The organism is Falsirhodobacter halotolerans (assembly GCF_022899245.1).
In the GTDB taxonomy this organism is placed as follows: Bacteria; Pseudomonadota; Alphaproteobacteria; order Rhodobacterales; family Rhodobacteraceae; genus Falsirhodobacter; species Falsirhodobacter halotolerans.
This window is the reverse complement of the sequence record NZ_JALJAZ010000001.1, coordinates 314,584-333,659: the sequence shown is the minus strand read 5'-3', so window position 1 is coordinate 333,659 and position 19,076 is coordinate 314,584. Positions and strand designations below refer to the sequence as shown.

28 protein-coding genes and 1 tRNA gene are annotated in these 19,076 nt (G+C 62.8%); 24 read left to right on the top strand and 5 right to left on the bottom strand.

What is annotated here, in order from left to right:
• Positions 1-476: 476 nt before the first annotated feature.
• The 4 genes from MU449_RS01805 to MU449_RS01795 all read left to right on the top strand — a co-directional run bounded on the left by MU449_RS01805 (position 477) and on the right by MU449_RS01795 (position 2,758).
• Positions 477-833: a hypothetical protein gene (locus MU449_RS01805; RefSeq protein WP_244736281.1), complete on the top strand. Its 357-nt coding sequence runs from the start codon at positions 477-479 to the stop codon at positions 831-833.
• Positions 834-1,267: 434 nt separating this feature from the next.
• Positions 1,268-1,951, top strand: a complete 684-nt coding sequence (locus MU449_RS01800) for a hypothetical protein (RefSeq protein ID WP_244736280.1) — start codon at positions 1,268-1,270, stop codon at positions 1,949-1,951.
• On the top strand, positions 1,929-2,279 hold the full coding sequence (locus MU449_RS15905; protein WP_425310561.1) for an STAS-like domain-containing protein: 351 nt from the start codon (positions 1,929-1,931) through the stop codon (positions 2,277-2,279). The genes MU449_RS01800 and MU449_RS15905 overlap by 23 nt, the downstream gene beginning before the upstream one ends.
• A gap of 38 nt (positions 2,280-2,317) precedes the next feature.
• A complete protein-coding gene (locus MU449_RS01795) occupies positions 2,318-2,758 on the top strand; it encodes a hypothetical protein (protein ID WP_244736279.1) in 441 nt (146 codons plus the stop codon).
• 59 nt (positions 2,759-2,817) lie between these two features.
• On the opposite strand, the gene MU449_RS01790 is transcribed toward MU449_RS01795, so the two are convergent.
• Together MU449_RS01790 and MU449_RS01785 are read right to left on the bottom strand one after the other, a co-directional pair.
• Positions 2,818-3,021 (bottom strand): hypothetical protein, encoded by a 204-nt coding sequence (locus MU449_RS01790; RefSeq protein ID WP_244736278.1) that lies wholly within the window; start codon positions 3,019-3,021, stop codon positions 2,818-2,820.
• Between the two features lie 63 nt (positions 3,022-3,084).
• Complete coding sequence (locus tag MU449_RS01785) at positions 3,085-3,627, bottom strand: DUF2513 domain-containing protein (protein WP_244736277.1); 543 nt, start codon at positions 3,625-3,627, stop codon at positions 3,085-3,087.
• 58 nt (positions 3,628-3,685) lie between these two features.
• On the opposite strand from MU449_RS01785, the gene MU449_RS01780 reads away from it, so the two are divergent.
• From MU449_RS01780 to MU449_RS01740, 9 genes are all read left to right on the top strand, one after another.
• Positions 3,686-4,045 carry a hypothetical protein gene (locus tag MU449_RS01780; protein ID WP_244736276.1) on the top strand — a complete coding sequence of 120 codons (360 nt, stop codon included), beginning with the start codon at positions 3,686-3,688 and terminating at the stop codon, positions 4,043-4,045.
• A 127-nt stretch (positions 4,046-4,172) separates the two neighbouring features.
• Complete coding sequence (locus tag MU449_RS01775) at positions 4,173-4,325, top strand: hypothetical protein (protein ID WP_244736275.1); 153 nt, start codon at positions 4,173-4,175, stop codon at positions 4,323-4,325.
• Positions 4,322-4,531: a hypothetical protein gene (locus MU449_RS01770; RefSeq protein WP_244736274.1), complete on the top strand. Its 210-nt coding sequence runs from the start codon at positions 4,322-4,324 to the stop codon at positions 4,529-4,531. Before MU449_RS01775 ends, MU449_RS01770 begins: the two co-directional genes overlap by 4 nt.
• The gene (locus MU449_RS01765) at positions 4,531-4,740 is read left to right on the top strand and encodes a hypothetical protein (RefSeq protein WP_244736273.1); all 210 of its coding nucleotides are present in this window, start codon (positions 4,531-4,533) and stop codon (positions 4,738-4,740) included. The genes MU449_RS01770 and MU449_RS01765 overlap by 1 nt, the downstream gene beginning before the upstream one ends.
• A gap of 24 nt (positions 4,741-4,764) precedes the next feature.
• On the top strand, positions 4,765-5,505 hold the full coding sequence (locus MU449_RS01760; RefSeq protein WP_244736272.1) for a phage replication initiation protein, NGO0469 family: 741 nt from the start codon (positions 4,765-4,767) through the stop codon (positions 5,503-5,505).
• Positions 5,505-5,894 (top strand): recombination protein NinB, encoded by a 390-nt coding sequence (locus MU449_RS01755; RefSeq protein WP_244736271.1) that lies wholly within the window; start codon positions 5,505-5,507, stop codon positions 5,892-5,894. Before MU449_RS01760 ends, MU449_RS01755 begins: the two co-directional genes overlap by 1 nt.
• The gene (locus tag MU449_RS01750) at positions 5,891-6,250 is read left to right on the top strand and encodes a Ref family recombination enhancement nuclease (protein ID WP_244736270.1); all 360 of its coding nucleotides are present in this window, start codon (positions 5,891-5,893) and stop codon (positions 6,248-6,250) included. Before MU449_RS01755 ends, MU449_RS01750 begins: the two co-directional genes overlap by 4 nt.
• Positions 6,247-6,516, top strand: a complete 270-nt coding sequence (locus tag MU449_RS01745) for a hypothetical protein (protein WP_244736269.1) — start codon at positions 6,247-6,249, stop codon at positions 6,514-6,516. The genes MU449_RS01750 and MU449_RS01745 overlap by 4 nt, the downstream gene beginning before the upstream one ends.
• The gene (locus MU449_RS01740) at positions 6,431-7,696 is read left to right on the top strand and encodes a tyrosine-type recombinase/integrase (protein ID WP_244736268.1); all 1,266 of its coding nucleotides are present in this window, start codon (positions 6,431-6,433) and stop codon (positions 7,694-7,696) included. Before MU449_RS01745 ends, MU449_RS01740 begins: the two co-directional genes overlap by 86 nt.
• Before the next feature lie 75 nt (positions 7,697-7,771).
• Here MU449_RS01740 and MU449_RS01735 read toward each other — a convergent pair.
• Positions 7,772-7,848 (bottom strand) — tRNA-Arg (locus MU449_RS01735).
• 73 nt (positions 7,849-7,921) lie between these two features.
• Positions 7,922-9,364, bottom strand: coding sequence for a sensor histidine kinase (locus tag MU449_RS01730; RefSeq protein WP_244736267.1), 1,443 nt, complete (start codon positions 9,362-9,364; stop codon positions 7,922-7,924).
• A 147-nt stretch (positions 9,365-9,511) separates the two neighbouring features.
• Here MU449_RS01730 and rpmH point away from each other — a divergent pair, with 147 nt between their 5' ends.
• The 11 genes from rpmH (at position 9,512) to MU449_RS01675 (ending at position 18,252) form a co-directional block, all read left to right on the top strand.
• Positions 9,512-9,646, top strand: coding sequence for a 50S ribosomal protein L34 (gene rpmH / locus MU449_RS01725; protein WP_002721419.1), 135 nt, complete (start codon positions 9,512-9,514; stop codon positions 9,644-9,646).
• A gap of 75 nt (positions 9,647-9,721) precedes the next feature.
• Positions 9,722-10,054 carry a ribonuclease P protein component gene (rnpA, locus tag MU449_RS01720; RefSeq protein WP_244736266.1) on the top strand — a complete coding sequence of 111 codons (333 nt, stop codon included), beginning with the start codon at positions 9,722-9,724 and terminating at the stop codon, positions 10,052-10,054.
• The gene (gene yidD / locus MU449_RS01715) at positions 10,051-10,293 is read left to right on the top strand and encodes a membrane protein insertion efficiency factor YidD (protein ID WP_244736265.1); all 243 of its coding nucleotides are present in this window, start codon (positions 10,051-10,053) and stop codon (positions 10,291-10,293) included. Before rnpA ends, yidD begins: the two co-directional genes overlap by 4 nt.
• Positions 10,283-11,152 (top strand): tRNA 2-thiocytidine(32) synthetase TtcA, encoded by an 870-nt coding sequence (gene ttcA / locus MU449_RS01710; RefSeq protein ID WP_244736264.1) that lies wholly within the window; start codon positions 10,283-10,285, stop codon positions 11,150-11,152. The genes yidD and ttcA overlap by 11 nt, the downstream gene beginning before the upstream one ends.
• 88 nt (positions 11,153-11,240) lie before the next feature.
• A complete protein-coding gene (gene yidC, locus MU449_RS01705) occupies positions 11,241-13,073 on the top strand; it encodes a membrane protein insertase YidC (RefSeq protein ID WP_244736263.1) in 1,833 nt (610 codons plus the stop codon).
• The gene (locus MU449_RS01700; RefSeq protein WP_244736262.1) at positions 13,070-13,810 is read left to right on the top strand and encodes an MOSC domain-containing protein; all 741 of its coding nucleotides are present in this window, start codon (positions 13,070-13,072) and stop codon (positions 13,808-13,810) included. Before yidC ends, MU449_RS01700 begins: the two co-directional genes overlap by 4 nt.
• Positions 13,807-14,448: a CatB-related O-acetyltransferase gene (locus tag MU449_RS15770; protein WP_280517618.1), complete on the top strand. Its 642-nt coding sequence runs from the start codon at positions 13,807-13,809 to the stop codon at positions 14,446-14,448. The genes MU449_RS01700 and MU449_RS15770 overlap by 4 nt, the downstream gene beginning before the upstream one ends.
• On the top strand, positions 14,445-15,092 hold the full coding sequence (gene yihA / locus MU449_RS01690; RefSeq protein WP_244736261.1) for a ribosome biogenesis GTP-binding protein YihA/YsxC: 648 nt from the start codon (positions 14,445-14,447) through the stop codon (positions 15,090-15,092). Before MU449_RS15770 ends, yihA begins: the two co-directional genes overlap by 4 nt.
• A gap of 43 nt (positions 15,093-15,135) precedes the next feature.
• Positions 15,136-16,803: an MFS transporter gene (locus MU449_RS01685; RefSeq protein ID WP_244736260.1), complete on the top strand. Its 1,668-nt coding sequence runs from the start codon at positions 15,136-15,138 to the stop codon at positions 16,801-16,803.
• 73 nt (positions 16,804-16,876) lie between these two features.
• On the top strand, positions 16,877-17,755 hold the full coding sequence (argB, locus tag MU449_RS01680) for an acetylglutamate kinase (RefSeq protein WP_244738910.1): 879 nt from the start codon (positions 16,877-16,879) through the stop codon (positions 17,753-17,755).
• Complete coding sequence (locus tag MU449_RS01675) at positions 17,752-18,252, top strand: SixA phosphatase family protein (protein WP_425310559.1); 501 nt, start codon at positions 17,752-17,754, stop codon at positions 18,250-18,252. Before argB ends, MU449_RS01675 begins: the two co-directional genes overlap by 4 nt.
• A gap of 37 nt (positions 18,253-18,289) precedes the next feature.
• Here MU449_RS01675 and MU449_RS01670 read toward each other — a convergent pair whose 3' ends face one another.
• Positions 18,290-19,075 (bottom strand): amino acid ABC transporter ATP-binding protein, encoded by a 786-nt coding sequence (locus MU449_RS01670; RefSeq protein ID WP_280517617.1) that lies wholly within the window; start codon positions 19,073-19,075, stop codon positions 18,290-18,292.
• Position 19,076: the final 1 nt, after the last annotated feature.

Here is a 19,076-nt window from a genome sequence, read left to right as displayed (position 1 = left end):
GTCAACGGACTATTGTCCAGTGGCGAATTCGCTGCTCAAATGGTCATATCGACCAATGACTAGACGGTTTTTCGATGCCCTAGATGAAGCTCTGAAGGCCACCGGGTGGTCTATTCCGCACCTCGCGGAACGCGCTGGAGTGTCTAAGGACCAGATTACAAAGTTCATGCAACGGTCGCGCGCCGGATTGAAAGCGTCGACCAATGTAGATGATGCCGTGAAGGTTGCTCATGCCTTTGGCTTTACTCTGGACGAGATGCTTCAGGATAACAGTTCGGCCGATCGATCCGAAGCCGCGCGTCTGTGGCAGGAATTGACCGAAGGAGAGCGGGAGTTGTTGCGAGCCGCTGCACGAGGCCAGCCCTCTCGGCCCCCGGGGGAAACGCAGTGATCGAACGCAGCACCTCGACAAACCCCTTAACATTTTCCTCCGTCACACCCACCACCCGTTCCCTTTCCGTTCACAGGATAAGCGGATGGTCGCGCAGCGGTCAACACCGGATTGGCCGGCAGTGTTGACCCGCACTGCCGCCAACCGCATCGCCTTTGCCGCCCTCGCCTGCGCAGCCCTGACGGCCTGCACCCCAGCCGCCTACATGCCCGGCAGCCAGGTCGTCACGATCGACGGACGCGAGCACACCGTGCGCCGATCGGGCGACACCTACACAGCGCAGATGAACCGGACGTTGTTCGGCGGGGAGGCGACGGAGGCCGAGGTCTACGTAGGCAACCTGCGGGCGATCCGCGAGGTCTCGGGGTGCCCGGTAGAAATCACCACGGTTGAGAATGAGAACAGGCAGTTGTCGGCAAAGCTAGCGTGTTCTGAGATATAGGTCATGTAAGAATGAAGCGGATATCTAGGAGCAGGCTGCTTACGATTAGCCGATGGCAAAAAGCAGGTTATCAAAAAAAGTCGCGACGCATACCTGGAATTGGTGAGCGGCATACCGAAACTACCGTAATTCCCCCGTCGAAGCTGAGCTTTAGGCACAACACCGCTGCAACACTGCAATTTTTTCATCGAATGCGAGAAGCTTTCGTGAACAGAAGAAAGGTAAAGCGTCACGGGAGATGGGTATGGCCGAGGGTATTTGTTGATCTTTCGCCTATAGATGACCTTTCAATTACGTCAGCCATCGTCCTTTCGGCTGAGTTACAGAGATGGTCGTTACTTTATGGTACTCAGATCCGTGCGCGCCTGAGTAACCGATGGAAACCAAGAGTACGGCGAGTGCTGCGATCCCTAGGGACATACGAGCTGCTTGGCATGTCCCCTGTACCTGCAACGCAGTCGACCCTTGCGGATGAATTGGTTCTTCTTAACCTTGCGTCCGGCGTAAAAGGCCAGCCGGAGACAATGGACGCTTTGCAAAATGACCTGCTTGCGCTTGGCACCGCCCTGGAAGCAAAGATGTATTTATTCGAAGGGCTTACTGAAGCGGTAATAAATAGCATCGAGCATGCTTATGTGGACACGGCGGCACGCAGTGGGGATATGCGTGATGGAAACACTGTGTCGACATACCCAACGGCAGGAAGCCGCTGGTGGGCAACCAGTTGCTATGATCCTGTCAGCAAAAGCTTAAGGTTCTTCGTGTATGATCAAGGGGTGGGGATCGCTGCCACCCTTGACCGCGAGGAGGGCTGGCGTCGGAGGATCAGTGAGATGATTGTCAAGCTAGGCTCATCACCGTCCAAGTCTGACGCGCAGGACATAGAGGCTGCCTTTGAAATAGGTCGGACAAGGACAGGGCTAGATGAACGCGGTAAAGGTCTTGATCAGATGAGGGATGTTGTAAGAAGCGCAAGAGGAGGTTACATGCGCGTTCTTAGCGGTAAAGGCGATGTCGAGCTTACGGAAACGGAGTGTCGCAAGTTTTACTTGCCTTCTCATACTGGCGGAACGTTGATTGAATGGAATCTACCTTATGCTTCGTTTGCTAGAGATTGAAAAAGCAATGAAAACGATAAGCATCGCCAAAGACTTTACTAGATTTCCCGGCGGCCGTTACAGGAAGCATGGACCAGGCAGTGGAGAAGAATTCCGAGAGGTATTTTTACTTCCAGCCCTTCGAGCCGGTGAAGATATAGTTGTCACATTCGATGGTGTTGCAGGTTATCCTTCATCGTTCGTAGAAGAAGCATTTGGAGGACTTGTGCGGGGCGGCTTGTCAATTAATGACATAAAGCGCCATCTTAAGCTAGAAAGTCTGTCTCCCACGTATGCACCATATATAGCAACTGCTTGGCGATATATCGATGAGGCTGGAGATCGCTGACCTTACAAGATTTTAATAATATTCCCTGGCGGGAATTCTTGAGCGCTCTGCTGGGCGCTGCTTCTGGACCATTTCTCAAAAATTTTATTGAGGGATGGTTTGCTCGGGGCATACGTTTTCGTGCAAATAACCAAGCAATGGTAGATGAAGCCTGCGAGCATCTAGACATTGTCTTGGAAGAAGCGTTCAGCTATTGGAATTCGTCAGCGGCAGACCTTGGAAAACACGACACAATTTATGCTGCTCGTATCACCATGCGATTGCACCACGTCAGTCATCTAATCGCCCAGCGCTTCGAGTCTCATCCAAAAGTTTCGGTTTCATTAGCGCAAAAGATTTCCGATCTAATGAGTTATGCTACTGGGGGAACCTTTGGTGAGCCGGACAGAGAAGCAGAACCTAGATTACTATCTGCTATAGGCCAGTCGGTTCTTTCACTGGAAAGGGAGATCAAGAGGTGCGGCCGAGAGAATAGATAGATATCGATTTTATATTTTTTATCTCTAACTTTATATCCCGCCTTCACCGGCGGGCTTTTTCATGCCAGAAGGCCCAATTCTTTCGCCAACCCCTCCAGCCCCGCGATAGTCGCGTCATATGCGCCTTGGGCCTTCGGGTGTTCGTCGCGTAGCATGCGATAGAACGCCAGCCACTTCCCCAGATCCTCGATCGGATATGTATCCCACCATGCCTTGCCGGTGATGGTAAAGGTGCGGGCGTCGGGATCGTGGGTGACTTTCATGCGGTGGTTATGCCCGCCGGGCCGGATGCAATCAATGGCCGCCCTGCCATGCGCTAAGCATTTTCACCTCGGCCAGCCCTGCCCCAGCGGCACCCCGTTCTCAATCAGCTTCTGCCGAACATAGCCTTCGGCCACGTTCATCAACATGGTGACGCTGTGGCTGCCGAAGCCTGACAGGGCGGCTTTGGATGCCCGCCAAATCCCGCTGTCGCGCGTGTTGTCCAGAAAGTCGTGACCTTTCGCTGTCATGCGGAAGATGCCGGGTTGCATGCGCTGAAGGAACCCTTCGTCGGCAAGCAGCAGCACGTGATAGTCGTGCTTCTCCCGCCCGCCAGGCGGATTGTCATCATGGCCGATCGGGTGCAGCCATTCTTGTGACGCCTCCATATCCGCCAGTATCTGCCGCATGAAATCCAGATCGCGTTGCACCGTACCGCTGCCTTCCAATAGCCGGATGAGCATCGGGTCGGTGGGCGAGGATTCGCAAGCCATATCTATCTCCCCCAGCACCACGCTGGCAGGCGCAGGATAACACAGCGATTCGGAGCTGTCCGCGACAAAGTGGACTATTGTCCTCGTCAGGTATTGACGTGGACATTTGTCCATGCCATCCTCATCCCACACCCACCGCGACACATGAGCCGGTGGACATGGAGATGACCCGATGCACCACGCTTCCATCAGCACCGCCACCGCCCTGCCGCTCGCGACATACGACCGCTTTCTGGTAGAGACGTCGGGCACCAGCACCTACAAGGGCACCGTCTACACCCACGACTGGGCCCCGCTTGACGGACCCGTTCCGCTGACCTTGCACGACGCCATGCGGGCGATCGCGGGCGCCGCCGGGAACGACGACACCATGAGCGCCATTCGCTGCACCCGCATCAACACGGTGTCGGGCCGCTGCGAGGATGCCACGACCGAACTGCGCGACGCGTTCGACGAGTGTGACACTCCCGGCATCTGCATCACGAACGGCCCCGACGGCTTCGGCGTTCGCCGTTTCGGCACCGTCTACTGATTTCCCCGCCGCAGCCTCTGGGGTGTCGGTTCTTCACTGTCCCGGACCACCCCCATGCGGCGCACCTCCTCGGCCACACCAGAACCATCTGTGGCCGGGCCTTTTCCCTCAATCGCCGGAGCCAATCATGGCCGCCCCCGCCCTCACCGCCCTCAGCAACGCCATCTGCATCACCGCGATCCTGCTGGTGATCGCTTGGGCAGCATGGATTTGCCTTTCTCCCGCAACCGCGATGCAGGCCGTGGGCCTGATCCCGCCGCACATGGAGCAGCCGCAATGAAGCACGAGGTCATCCTTCGCACGTCCGAGCGCGACCGGACCGGTCATATCCACCCGACGCCCATCGCCATGCAGCAGCACATCTTCGACAGCATCGAGGCCGACATTCGCGCGGCCGATCCACTGCTGGAGCCGATCCCCTACCGCGTCTTTCGCCTCATCCGCGAGGGAATGGCGAAGGCATCGGCTGAACACGAGGCGAGATAATGGGCGGCCTGCCCCGCGTTCAGGACACCAGCCGATCACGCGACGTGTTCGCGATAATGGTCCTCGGCGGCGTCGAACGTCTGACCGAGGATCTGCGGCGGGGCTATCCCTTCGACGAGCAGTCCCTGATTGAAATGCGCCTCCTGCGCCAGCGCCTGTCGGCCTTCGACGCTGCGCTGGCCGCCCGTGAAACCACCCTGACCGAATAAGCACAGCACAGAGAAAACAGAGCAATGGTTGATTATATTGAAGAAAGCACCGGCGGAAATTTCAAGCCCACGCCCGAAGGACAGCACGAGATGATCTGCTGCCGCGTGATTGACATGGGCACGCACAAAAGCGAGTATCAGGGCGAGGTCAAGCACAACCGGAAAATCCTGATCTCGTGGGAAATCCCGGGCGTCCGCACCGAGATCGACGGCAAGGATGTTCCGGCGATCCACAGCGAGCGCTTCACCTGGTCCTTCCACGAAAAGGCGAACCTGCGCAAATTTCTTGAGAATTGGCGCGGCACTCCGTTCAAGCCCGAGGATTTTCGCGGCCAGAACGGCAACGGCTTTCGGATCAGTCGTTTGGTTGGCGTCCCCTGCTATGCGCAAATCATGCACGAGACCGGCAACAACGGTCGCACCTATTCCAACATGACCTCGATCATGCGGTTTCCGGGCAAGCAGGAGGCCTGGCCAAAGGCAGAAGGCGATACGATCTTCTTCGATCTCGACAATTTCGACCAGGGCATTTTCGACAAGCTGTCCAAGCGCCTGAAAGCGCAGATCGCTGAGACGCCGGAGGGTGCCGAACTGATCCACCGCGGCGTGATGCATTATGCAGCTGATGATGCGGCCGGTCCGGGTCAGCCGAACGGTGATCGCGGCCAAGCTTCGAGCGGTGGAACGGCAGCCGGGGCGAGCACCGGCGGAGCATCGCAGGTCTATGACGACGAAATCCCCTTCCAGATCGATCGGAGGCTGTAATGAGCGGTCAGACCGTCATTCTGCGCGGCGCCAGTCAACGGGACTTCGCCCGGCACCTGATCAGCCTCGCGCCGCAGGACGCGGTGGTGACGGTCCGCGCCGCAACGCGCACGAACGACCAGAACGCCCTCATGTGGGCGCTCCTGTCCGACGTCAGCCGCGCGAAACCGCAAGGCCGCTGCCACACGTCGGAGGTCTGGAAGGCGCTTTTCATGCACGCCTGCGGCCATGCCACGCAATTTCAAATGGGGCTGGACGGCCAGCCGTTCCCCGTGGGCTTTCGCACGTCCAACCTGTCGAAGGGCCAGATGAGCGACCTGATCGAATTCATCCTCGCGTGGGGATCCGAAAACGGCGTGCGGTGGTCGGATGAAGCGAGGGTGGCATGACCGTTCACCCTGGCAATCTTGCGGGCCGCCCGCCCCTCGGGCTCAAGCGCCCAAAGCCCGAGCGCGGCACGGCGGCGGCAAGACGGCACATCGAGGCCGTGAAGCAATTGCCCTGCGTGATCTGTGGCGCATCGCCGGTCGAGGTACACCACTGCTACAGCCACCGATACGGAAGCCGAAAGCGCAGCGACTTCGAGACGATTCCGCTGTGCGTCCGTCATCATCGGATCGGTCCAGAGGCGATTCACCAAGATAAGGCAGCGTGGGAAGCCGCGAACGGGCCTGACACCGATTTCCTTTCCACCGTCGCTGACATGCTTGCGGGCGATTGGGTTAATCCATGGAGGAGAACATGAGCGTCCACGACCACACCTTTCACGAACAGGCCGCCTATGGCTCGGACCGCTGGGTCGCCATCACGCTCGGCAAATCTCTGGACTGGTTCAAGAAGCACCGGCCAGAACTCGAACGCGACGGCTTTCCGAAGAAGGACGGCCTCGTCGGGCTCACCATGAAGGCCGACGTGGAGGCGTGGCTTGGCCGGCGCCGCCGGATCGCGGATCATGTCGAAGCCCGCATTCCCGCGGGCGATCAATCGAAGGAAGACCTCGGTGCATTCTGACCCTTTCAAGGCCGCGCTGTGGGACGGGAGCGATCCGCTCTACGCCCCCTGCATGCGACGGGTAAAGCGCTGGTTTTACTGGCGCCCCCCGGCCCGCTATGTGACCGCCGGATACAGCAAGAATCCCATCCGCCTCCCAGGCGAAGCCGATGACGGCCAAGACGCCGCCCGCGCCCAGACGTCGCGCGACCTGACACGCGAAATGCTGCGCTGGTTCAACGCTTCCGAGGCGCTGGTCGAACCCGGCACCTGGCAATGGCTGATCGGCCGATACAAGAGCGACGAGTTCTCCCCGTTCCGCGAGGTGAAGGAAAACACACGTGCGGACTATCTGTTCAGCTTGGTCCGGTGGGAGGAAGCGATCGGGAAGACGCTGATTGCAGAGACGGACCACATCGCGATGAAGCGCTGGCAGAAGGCCATGACCGACAAGGGCCGCTCCGTCGCCTACATCAAGCGCATGTTCACGATGCTGCGGATCGTCACCAGCTACGGGGTCATCATCAAGGATCGCCACGCACGCGAGGTGCAGGCCATTCTTGGCGAAATGCGGATCAAGGCACCGAAGGCCAGAACCGTTAGCCCCTCGGGCGATCAGGTCGCTGCTATCATCACCAAGGCAGACGAGGCGGGGCAATCAGCCTTCGCCCTGGGCATCCTGCTCCAGTGGTGGCTGACCCTACGCGCGGTCGATGTGCGCGGCCAATGGCTCGGCTCCGGTGCGGACCGCCGGTGGGCAGACGGCTTGACTTGGGACATGGTGGACAAGGACCTATCGGTCATCCGCAAGACCCCCAGCAAGACCGAAGCCTCCCTGGTCGAGGTGTTGGAGTTTCCCGTCGTGCCGGAGATCCGCGTTCGCCTTGCCGCAATCCCGCAGGACCAGCGTATCGGTCCGGTGATCAAGATGGCGGACGGCAAGCCATTCGAAAAGCGTTACTGGGCGGCCCTATGGCGGCGATTCGCGAAGGCGGCGGGCGTCCCAGACGAGGTGCAAATGCGCGACACGCGCGCCGGTGCTATCAACCACGCACGGTCCCTTGGCGCGACTCCGATGGAACTTCAACATCAGGCCAACCACGCCGATTTCAAGACGACGGAACGCTACGTTCGCGAGCGGTCCAGCACGATCCGAAAGGTCATTGAGCTTCGCGCCAGAACGTCGAAGCAACCGACCTGAGACAACTCGAAGCAACCGACGAATGACCCATCAGGGTGATAGACGATCAGACGCTAAGTTTTACAGGGGATTTGATGGTGAACCCGGAGCGATTCGAACGCCCGACCCTCAGATTCGTAGTCTGATGCTCTATCCAGCTGAGCTACGGGTCCACTGGGGGGCGATGTAACGGCAGGGCGCGGGGGCCGCAAGGGGAAAATCGCGGCGAACCCGAAGAAAGCGACATCAGATGTCGGTCAGGGTGTCGGACTTGGGCAGACGGATCAGGAACTCGGTCCCCGTTTCGCCCGTGTGAAGCAGCTCCAGCCGCCCGCCATGCCCGCGCACCAGTTCGGCGGCGATGGCAAGGCCCAGACCCGACCCGCCCTTGCGCGTCCCGCCCTGAAAGGCGGTGAACAGATGCTCGCGCGCCTTGGGCGGCAGGCCGGGGCCGTTGTCCCCCACGCGGATCCACCATTCGGCATCCGCCTCCCCCCCGGCCATTTCGATATTGCCCGCCTCGCCCGTCGCCTCGATCGCCTGACGCGCGTTGCGGATCAGGTTCGACAGCACGCGATAGACCTGCTCGCGGTCGGCACGCACCATCATGCTGGCGGGAATGTCCAGGACGGGGGCGATCGGGCCATCCTCGGGCAGTTCGGCCTCCAGCACCTCCTCCACCAGCAGGCGGAGCGAGAATCGGGTCAGCGAGGGGGGCGGCTCCTCGGCCTTGCCGAAGGCCAGGGTGGTTTCGCACAAGGACACCGCGCGGGTGATCGAATTGACCAGCTTGGGGGCCGACCGTGCGACGATGGGATCGACGCTGTCGCCGATGCGGTCCGCGAACAGCTGGGCCGAGGTCAGGATGTTGCGCAGATCGTGGCTGATCTTGGCCACCGCCCCGCCCAACTGGGCCAGACGTTCCTTCTGCCGCAGGTTGCCGGTCAGCTGCGTCTGCATGGATTTCAGCGCCTCCTCGGCCTCGCGAATCTCCAGCACGCCGGATTTGGGGGCGATCATGCGGCGCGCATCCTCGGGCGCTTCGGCATAGACGGCCATATGCGCCACCACGCGGCGAATCGGCACGACCATCAGCTTTTGCACGGCGATGAACAGAATCGCCGCCGTCAGGATGGTGATCGCCGCCGAAATCGCGAGGATTCGCAGGCTGTAATCGATCATCGCCGCGCGCAGGGGTCCGGTGGACATCGCCACCTCGATCAGGTCGCCCCCCTGTTCGACGGGAAAGCCGATGACGCGGATGACATGGGCGCGGGGGTCGAAAAATTCCTCCACCGCATCGCGGATCAAGGCGGCGTGGCTGACGCTGCGCAGATCATAGGTGCGGTCGATCGGCGCGGGAATGGGCGAAGACAGCACCAGTTGCCGCACCGCGTCCCGCCGCAGAACGACGTTGTAGACGCCGGCATTTGACAGCAATTCCGCCTCCAACTGGGGGGAGATGGAGTTTTCCGTCGTCAACAGGGCCAGCGAGGCCAGCTGCGCCTTTTCCAGCCGCAACTGCAGATAATCCTCGCGGAAGCGGGCGATGGAGGGGACGAGAATCATGACCTCGGCCAAGAGGACGAACACGACCGTCAGCATGAGGAACCGGCCCGAAAGCGAGTTCAAAAACCCCGACCATCCCTTGAACACACGCCCACCTTGCACTTTGCCTGCAAGATACATAATCGGCCACGCCGCCATCGCAAAGGGTTTACGGCAAATCCGGGGATCGGGCGGTTGACTTGGCGAAAGCCTGCTTCTATAGGGCGTGGCTTGAGATTATTCGACGTTCGGCATCGGCCGGACCTGTCAGCGTGATGGAGCTTTACAATGAAGCGCACTTTTCAACCGTCGAACCTGGTTCGCGCCCGCCGCCACGGCTTTCGTGCACGCATGGCCACCAAGGGCGGCCGTCTTGTCCTAAACGCCCGTCGCGCCAAGGGCCGCAAGAAACTCTCGGCCTGATCCTTCGGGCCGACGTTTTCGGGACGTGATCTGACGCGGCCGCCGGACATCCGGCGGCTTTGTCATGCGTAGGGAATGGCCATGCAGGTTCTGACCAAACGAGCCGATTTTCTGCGCGCCGCACAGGCGCGGCGGCAAGGCGCGCAGGGGTTTCTTCTGCAGGCGCGGGCGCGGGGCGATGATGCGCCTTTGCGGGTCGGATTCACCTGCTCCAAGAAGTTGGGCAACGCGGTTGCGCGCAACCGCGCCAAACGGCGCCTGCGCGAGATTGCGCGGCTGGTGCTGACGGATGCGGGCCATGCGGGATGGGATTACGTTCTCGTGGGCCGTCCGAACACCACCGCGACGCGCGACTTCGCCGCCCTGACGAACGATCTGCGGCTGGCGCTGCGCCAGATCCACAAATGACCCCCCTTGCCCGCCTTGTCGCGCTGCCGGTGCGGGCGTATCGCCTGCTCTGGTCGCCCTGGGTCGGGCATGGCTGCCGCTTCCAGCCCACCTGTTCGGCCTATGCGCTTGAGGCGCTGGAAAAGCGTGGCGCGTTGATCGGCATCTGGCTAACCCTGCGGCGGTTGGCCCGATGCCACCCATTTGGCGGATCGGGATACGACCCCGTGCCGGAAAGGAAGCCCGACGATGCTCGATGATGCCGACGACATCCACCCCCTGTTCCACGGCGCGCCCAAGACGACCGAGTTCCGCAAGCTGCGCAAGCGTCTTGTGCGCGAGGTGCGGGAGGCGATGGACACCTATGGCATGATCCGCAAGGGCGACCGCTGGCTGGTCTGCCTGTCGGGGGGCAAGGACAGCTATACCCTTCTGGCCGTCCTGACCGAACTGCAATGGCGCGGGCTGCTGCCGGTCGATATCCTTGCCTGCAATCTGGATCAGGGGCAGCCGAACTTCCCCGCCACCGTCCTGCCGGAATTCCTGTCGAAAATGGGCGTGCCGCACCGGATCGAGTATCAGGACACCTATTCGATCGTGATGGACAAGGTGCCGCAGGGCCGGACGATGTGCGCGCTGTGTTCGCGCCTGCGCCGCGGCAACCTTTATCGCATCGCGCGCGAAGAGGGATGTTCGGCCGTGGTTCTGGGCCATCACCGCGACGACATTCTTGAGACGTTCTTCATGAACCTGTTCCACGGCGGACGGCTGGCGACGATGCCGCCGCGCCTTTTGAACGAAGAAGGCGACCTGTTCGTCCACCGCCCGCTGGCCTTCGTGGCCGAGGCCGATTGCGAGGCCTTCGCCACCGCGATGAACTATCCCATCATCCCCTGCGACTTGTGCGGATCGCAGGACGGGTTGCAGCGCCAGCAGGTCAAACAGCTTCTGGACGGGTGGGAGGCGCGGTCCCCCGGCCGCCGTCAGGTGATGTTCCGCAGCCTGATGAACGCGCGGCCCTCGCACCTTCTGGACCCGTCCCTGTTCGATTTCGCGGGGCTGATGGCGGGCGCGGCCACACCCCCGAACGACGCCCCACGTCTGCGTGCGGACCCGTGACGCGGGGGCGAAAAGGCTTGACCTTTGCGCCCCCCTGTCGTTGAACCACCGCTGACCTACGACCCCTGAAAAAGGTGCCGGCTGCTTCATGGAAAACCCGAAGAACCTCGTCCTCGCCATCGTTCTCAGCCTCCTTGTGATGCTGGGATGGTTCTGGCTGTTCCCGCCGGAGCAGCAGGCGAACAACCCCGACCAGCCCGATCAGGTGAGCACGACCGCCGATCAGCCGATGACCCAGCAGGGCGATCCGGCGGGCGGCGAGGTGGCCCCCGTGGCGGCCGAGGCCCCGCGCATCACCATCGACACGCCGGAACTGTCGGGCTCCATCTCCACCATCGGGGCGCGACTGGACGATCTGCTGCTGAAATCCTATCGCGTCACGCTGGCCGAGGATTCGCCCAATGTCCGCCTGCTGACCCCGGTTGGGGAAGATCGCGCCTATTACGCGCTGCAGGGCTGGGTGCCGGGCGGGGGTCTGGATTATCCCGACGTGCCGGGACCGGACACGCAATGGCAGGTGCAGGGCGCGGGCACGCTGACCGCCGACACGCCGGTCACGCTGCAATGGCAAAGCCCGGCGGGCCTGTTGTTCACCCGCACCATCGCAGTGGACGAACAATACATGTTCACCGTCACCGATCAGGTCCAGAACACGGGCGACGCCGAACAGCGCCTGGCCCCTTACGGCATGATCGCGCGCCACGGCCTGCCGGTCGATCTTCAGGGCTTCTTCGTCCTGCACGAAGGCGTCGTGGGCCGCGTCGATGGCGAGTTGATCGAGACGAAATACAAGGCGGTGCGCGACCTGCCCGCCGCCCCGCGCGAAAGCGGCCTCGTGGCCACCCGTGAGGCGACGACCGACGGCTGGATCGGCTTCACCGACCATTACTGGATGACGACGCTGATCCCGCAGGAGGAGACGCCCTTCACGGCGGTGGAGAAATACCTGCCGCAGTCGGACATCTACACCACCGAAACGCGCCAGCCGCTGATGACCGTCGCCCCCGGCGCCACGATCGAGACGTCGTCGCGCGTGTTCGCGGGCGCCAAGGAATGGGCCACCATCCGCCATTACCAGAACGACGAAGGCGTGGCGGGCTTCATCGACAGCATCGACTGGGGCTGGTTCTTCTTCCTGACGAAACCGATCTTCGCCGTCCTGCACTGGCTGAACGCGCATATCGGCAACATGGGCCTGGCAATCATCGCGCTGACCTTCATCCTGAAGGCTTTGGTGCTGCCGCTGGCTTACAAATCCTATGTCTCCATGGCGCGGATGAAGGAACTCCAGCCTGAGATGGAGGCCCTGAAGGAACGTGCGGGCGACGATCGGCAGAAGCTCCAGAAAGAGATCATGACCCTCTATCGCGAGAAGAAGGTCAATCCGGCGGCGGGCTGTCTGCCGATCCTGCTGCAGATTCCGATCTTCTTCTCGCTTTACAAGGTGATTCTGGTCACGATCGAACTGCGCCACGCCCCGTTTTTCGGCTGGCTGCAGGATCTGTCCGCGCCCGATCCGTCGTCGCTGTTCAACCTGTTCGGCCTGCTGCCCTGGGCCGCGCCGGAGCATGGTTCGATCCTGGCGCTGATCTTCATCGGGGTGCTGCCGATCCTTTTGGGCATCTCGATGTGGTTGCAGCAAAAGCTGAACCCCGCGCCCACCGATCCGACGCAACAGATGATCTTCGCCTGGATGCCGTGGGTGTTCATGTTCATGCTGGGCAGCTTCGCCAGCGGTCTCGTGCTCTACTGGATCACGAACAACCTGATCACCTTCACCCAGCAATACATCATCATGGCGAGCCATGGGAAACGACCGGACCTGTTCGACAACATCCGGGCAAGCTTCCGCAAAAAGCCGAAACCCGTGGCCGCGCCGGAAAAGACCATGCCTGCGAAAAAGGGCAAAAGCACCAAATGATCCGGCTGGCCGCCATATACCGGCACCCGATCAAGGCACACGGACGCGAGGAACTCGCGTCCGTTCTGCTTTCGACGGGGGCCTGCCTGCCCTTTGATCGGCATTGGGCGGTGGCGCATGAGGCGGCCCGTCTGGTGGAGGGGTGGAACCGCTGCGCCAATTTCTCGCGCGGGGCGAAGGTGCCGGCGCTGATGGCGATCACCTCCGCGCTGGAGGAGACGACCCGCACCCTGACCCTGCGCCATCCCGACCGTCCCGACCTGACCTTTCGTCCCGATGACGCCGCCGATCTGCCGCGCTTTCTCGATTGGGTGCGGCCGCTGATGCCGCCGGATCGCGCGGCTTCGGATCGGATCGTGACCGCGGGGCGGGGCATGACGGACAGCCCATTCCCCTCGATCTCCCTCCTCTCCACCTCGACCCTTGGCGATCTGTCGGCGCGGATGGGGCAAGACCTGTCGCGGCATCGCTGGCGGGGGAACCTGTGGCTGGACGGCCTGCCGCCTTTGGCCGAACGCGATCTGGTGGGGCGCGAGATCACCATCGGCACGACCCGCCTGCGGGTGGAGGAACCGATCACCCGCTGCCGCGCCACGATGGCCGACCCCGACACCGGCGTGATCGACGCCGATACCCTGGCCGCCCTGCATGAGGCCTATGGTCACCGCGATTTCGGCGTCTATGCCACCGTGGTCGCGGGCGGCACGATCCGCGCGGGCGACGAGGTGCGGGTATGACCGGCCCCTCCCCCCAGACCTTGCATCCGATGAAGGGGCAGGGCCGGATCGTGTTCCTGCAACCGCTGGCCGAAGGGCGGGCGAATGTGACGGTCGGGCCCTACACCTATTACGACGACCCCGACCAGCCGGAGCGGTTCTTTGATCGGAATGTGCTGCATCACTTCGATTTCGTGGGTGACCACCTGCGGATCGGTCCGTTCTGCGCCTTCGCCACGGGCGTCCGCATCGTCATGAACGGCGCGAACCATGCCATGACGGGGTTTTCGACCTTTCCCTTCAACATCTTCGGCCATGGCTGGGACGCGGAGTTCGACCCCGCGACATGGGCGGCGGAGAACCGCGGCGACACCACCATCGGCCCCGATGTCTGGATCGGGTCGGAGGCGTGGATCCTGCCCGGCGTGACCATCGGCGCGGGCGCGATCATCGCCGCGAAATCGGTGGTGACGCGCGATGTCGCCCCCTATGCCGTGGTGGCCGGAAACCCCGCGCGCGAGGTGCGGCGCCGCTTTGACGAGGCCACCATCGCCCGCCTGCTGGACCTTGCCTGGTGGGACTGGCCGCTGGACAAACTGACCCGAAACCTGAACGCCATTCGCGGGGCCGACCTTGCGACGCTGGAGGCTGCCCGATGATCCCCTTTCCCCTGACCCCCGAGCCTGAGGATGATGCCCGCGAAGCCGGTCGCCTGCTGTTCGCAGGCCCCGTCGATTTCGTGAAGGGCGTGGTCGCCATGCCGGGCCTGCCCCCGCCCGACCGTGTGGAAGTGTGCTTTGCCGGTCGTTCCAACGTGGGCAAATCCAGCCTGATCAACGCGCTGACGGGCCGAAAATCGCTGGCCCGCGCCTCCAACACGCCGGGCCGCACGCAAGAGATCAACTATTTCGCCCTGGGGGCGGAGAAATACCTCGTGGACCTTCCGGGCTATGGCTATGCCGAGGCGCCGGTGGCGATCGTCCAGAAATGGCAGGCGCTGCTCAAATCCTATCTGGCGGGGCGCTCCACGCTGCGCCGTGCCTTCGTGCTGATCGATACGCGCCACGGCGTGAAAAAGGTCGATGAGGAGATCATGACCCTTCTGGACCGGTCCGCCGTGACGTTCCAAACCGTGCTGACCAAGGCCGACAAGGTCAGCCGTACGGACCGCGAGGCGACACTGGACCAGGTGCGGGGCGCGCTTCGGCGGCATCCGGCCGCCTATCCGGAGCTGGTCGTGACCAGTTCGGAAAAAGGCGACGGCGTGGAAACCCTTCGGGCGATCATCGCGACGCTGGACTAACCCCGCGCGGCTGCTAGCATTATCGCCCGAGGAGAACCCGCGAATGCCAGCCGACACCCCCGCGCCCCCCTCGGGCGCGTCCCCTGCGCCCGCCCGAAACGAATCGCCGTTCTTGCCGCTGAAGCACCCCGCCTTCCGCATGATCTGGACGGCCACGCTGGTCGCAAACCTTGGCACGCTGATCCAGAACGTCGGCGCGGGGTGGCAGATGGCGCTCCTCACCCCGTCGCATGACATGGTGGCCCTGGTGCAGGCCTCCACCTCGTTGCCGGTGATGATCCTGGCGGTGGCGGCGGGCGCGCTGGCCGACAGTTTTCCCCGCCGGACGGTGATGCTGATCGCGCAAAGCTTTCTTCTGATCGTGTCCGCCGCGCTGGCGGTTGTCGCGTTTTCGGGGATGCTGACGCCGTGGCTGCTTCTGGCCTTCACCTTCCTTCTGGGCTGCGGCAACGCGATGCATCAGCCGTCCTGGCAGGCGTCGATGCGCGATCTGGTCCCGCGTGAGGATCTTCCCGCCGCCATCACCCTCAATTCCATGAGCTTCAATCTCATGCGCTCCATCGGGCCCGCGATCGGGGGGGCGATCGTGGCGGCGCTGGGGCCGGCGGCGGCGTTCGGGTTGAACGCGGTCAGCTATATCGCCGTGATCTATGCCCTTGCCCGATGGAAAAGCCCGCAGGAACCGCGCGACCTGCCGCGCGAACGCATGGCCCATGCCATCGCGGCGGGCCTGCGTTATGTCGCCCTTTCGCCCGATCTGTCGCGGGTGATGATGCGGGGGTTCCTGTTCGGTCTTGGCGCGGTGACGGTTCTGGCGCTCTTGCCGGTCATCACCCGCGACGTGCTGCGGGCCGAGGCGCAGATCTTCGGCATCCTTCTGGGCGCGTTCGGGCTGGGGGCCATCGGCAGCGCCCTTTTCGCCGTGCAGTTGCGGCAGCGGTTCCATATCGAGACACTGGTCGCCGCCGCCTTCGTGTTGACCGCCCTGGGGCTGGTGATCGTGGCCTTTGCCGGCAACCTGCCCATCGCGCTGATCGGTCTTTTGCTGTGCGGGATGGCGTGGGTGACGGCCCTGTCGCTGTTCAACGCCTCGGTCCAGTTGGCGACCCCGCGTTGGGTCGTGGGGCGGACGCTCTCGATCTATCAGATGGCGACCTTCGGAGGGATGGCGCTTGGCAGTTGGCTGTGGGGGGTGATGTCGGACACGGTGTCGGTTCAGGCCACGCTTCTGGCGGCGGCGGCGCTGATGCTGGCGGGGGCCGCCCTAGGGCGCGTCCGGCCCATGCCCATGTTCTCGGACCGCAATCTGGACCCTGCGAACCGCTTCAGCGCCCCGGCCCTGCGGCTGGACCTGAAACCGCAATCCGGCCCGATCATGATCATGATCGATTGGGTCATCCCGCCCGAAAACACGACCGCCTTCCTGAAGACCATGGCCGAAAGGCGGCTGGTGCGCATCCGCGACGGCGCGCGCCAATGGTCCTTGCTGCGTGATCTGGAAAACCCCGACATCTGGGTGGAAACGTATCACGTGCCGACCTGGGTCGATTACATCCGCCACAACACCCGCCGCACGCAGGCCGATGTCGCCTCCTATGACCGCCTGCTGAGCTTGCACAAGGGCCCGGATCGTCCGCAGGTCCACCGGATGATCGAACGTCAGACGGTGCCCGTCACCGACGACATCGTCATTCCGCCGAAACTGCCGTGACCCTTGGCACCCCCCGTCAAAGCCGCTAGTCCTTTGGGCAACCGAGGGACCCCAGATGAAGAAACAGCTTGCCATGATGCGTGACTCGATCGCCACCGCCAAGACCCTGTCCGAGGCGCTTCCCTATCTCCAACGCTATGCCGGGGCGGTCGTCGTCGTGAAATTCGGCGGCAACGCCATGGGCGACGACGACGCGATGGCCGAATTCGCCCGCGACGTGGTGCTGATGCGGCAGGTGGGGGTGAACCCCGTGGTCGTGCATGGCGGCGGGCCGATGATCAACGATCTTCTGGGCAAGCTGGGCATCACCTCCGAATTCGTGCGCGGCAAGCGGGTGACGGACAAGGCCACCGTGGACGTGGTCGAAATGGTGCTGTCGGGTCTTGTGAACAAGCGCATCGTGCAGGCGATCAACGATCAGGGCGGACGCGCGGTCGGCATCTCCGGCAAGGATGACGACCTGATGGTCGCGGTGGCCGACGATCCCGAACTCGGCTTCGTGGGCAAGCCGGTGGAGATGAATGTGCAGGTGCTGCGCGATCTCTACAAGGCCGGGATCATTCCGGTGGTGGCCCCTGTCGCCACGGGGATGGAGGATAACGAAACGTTCAACGTCAACGGCGATACGGCGGCGGGGGCCATCGCCGGCGCGCTTCAGGCCGATCGCCTGCTGCTGCTGACCGACGTGTCGGGCGTGAAGAACAAGGCGGGCGAGGTGGTGACCCAACTGACCCCCGACGATGTGCGCGCGATGATCGCTGATGGCACCATCGCGGGCGGCATGATCCCCAAGACCGAAACCGCCCTTTCGGCCATCGACGAAGGCGTGCGGGCCGTGGTCATTCTGGACGGGCGGGTGCCCAACGCCTGTCTGCTGGAACTCTTCACCGATCACGGCGCGGGGTCCATGATCCGCTCGACCGAGCCGCGCGTGAAGCCGCGCATCCGCTGATGCCGCGCCTCATCCTGATCCGGCACGCGAAATCGGGCTGGGACGATCCGTTGATGACCGATCACCAGCGCCCCCTGGCCGAGCGGGGGGAGCGTGCGGCCCCGCAGATCGGGGCGTGGCTGGCGGCTCAGGGCGTCCTGCCGGAGGAGGTGCTGTGCTCGGACGCCACGCGCACCCGGCAGACGTGGGACCTGATCTCCACCACCCTGCCCGGCGCCCCCACGCCGCGCCTTGTCCCCGCCCTCTATCATGCGGCGCCTGAGACGATGTTGCGCGTTCTTCAAGGGGCCACGGGACAGGTCGTTGCAATGATCGGGCATAATCCGGGCATCGCCGAATTTGCCCGCCTGATCGTGGCGCGCGCGCCGGAGCATTCGGGGTTTGCCCGTTATCCCACCGCCGCGACGCTGGTGGCCGAGTTCGACGCGGATTGGGCGGCGGTTCGGTTCGGCGCGGGGCGCACGGTGGCGTTCACCACGCCCCGCGATCTGGGCTGACGCCGGGGGGCGTTTCCGCCCCCCCTTTCGGCCTTGGTCAGTGACCGAGGATCTGGCTCAGGAACTCTTTCGAGCGTTGGGATTGCGGGTTGTTGAAGAACTCGCGCGGGGTGTTCTGCTCCACGATCTGCCCCTGATCCATGAAGACCACACGGTTGGCGACGGCCTGGGCAAAGCCCATTTCGTGCGTCACGCACAGCATCGTCATCCCCTCTTCCGCCAGGGCGATCATGGTGTCCAGCACCTCCTTGATCATCTCGGGGTCGAGGGCGGAGGTCGGTTCGTCGAACAGCATGATCCGCGGCTTCATGCACAGCGACCGGGCGATGGCCACGCGCTGCTGCTGCCCGCCCGAAAGCTGGCCCGGATATTTGTGGGCCTGATCGGGGATCTTCACCTTTTCCAGAAAGTGCATCGCCGTCTTTTCGGCCTCGGCCTTGGGGATCTTGCGGACCCAGATCGGGGCCAGCGTGCAGTTTTCCAGAATGGTCAGGTGCGGGAACAGGTTGAAGTGCTGGAATACCATCCCGACCTCGGACCGGACGGTGTCGATGTTCTTCAGGTCCGAGGTCAGCTCGGTCCCATCCACGACGATCTGACCCGACTGATGCTCCTCCAGCCGATTGATGCAGCGGATCAGCGTCGATTTGCCCGACCCGGAGGGGCCGCAGATCACGATCCGCTCGCCCCGATGGACGGTCAGGTTGATGTGGCGCAGGACGTGGAACTGGCCATACCACTTGTTCATCCCGCGGATCTGGATCGCGACCTCGTCGCTGACCTGCATATTGCGTTGGTCGATGGCGCGTTCGATGGTTTCCATG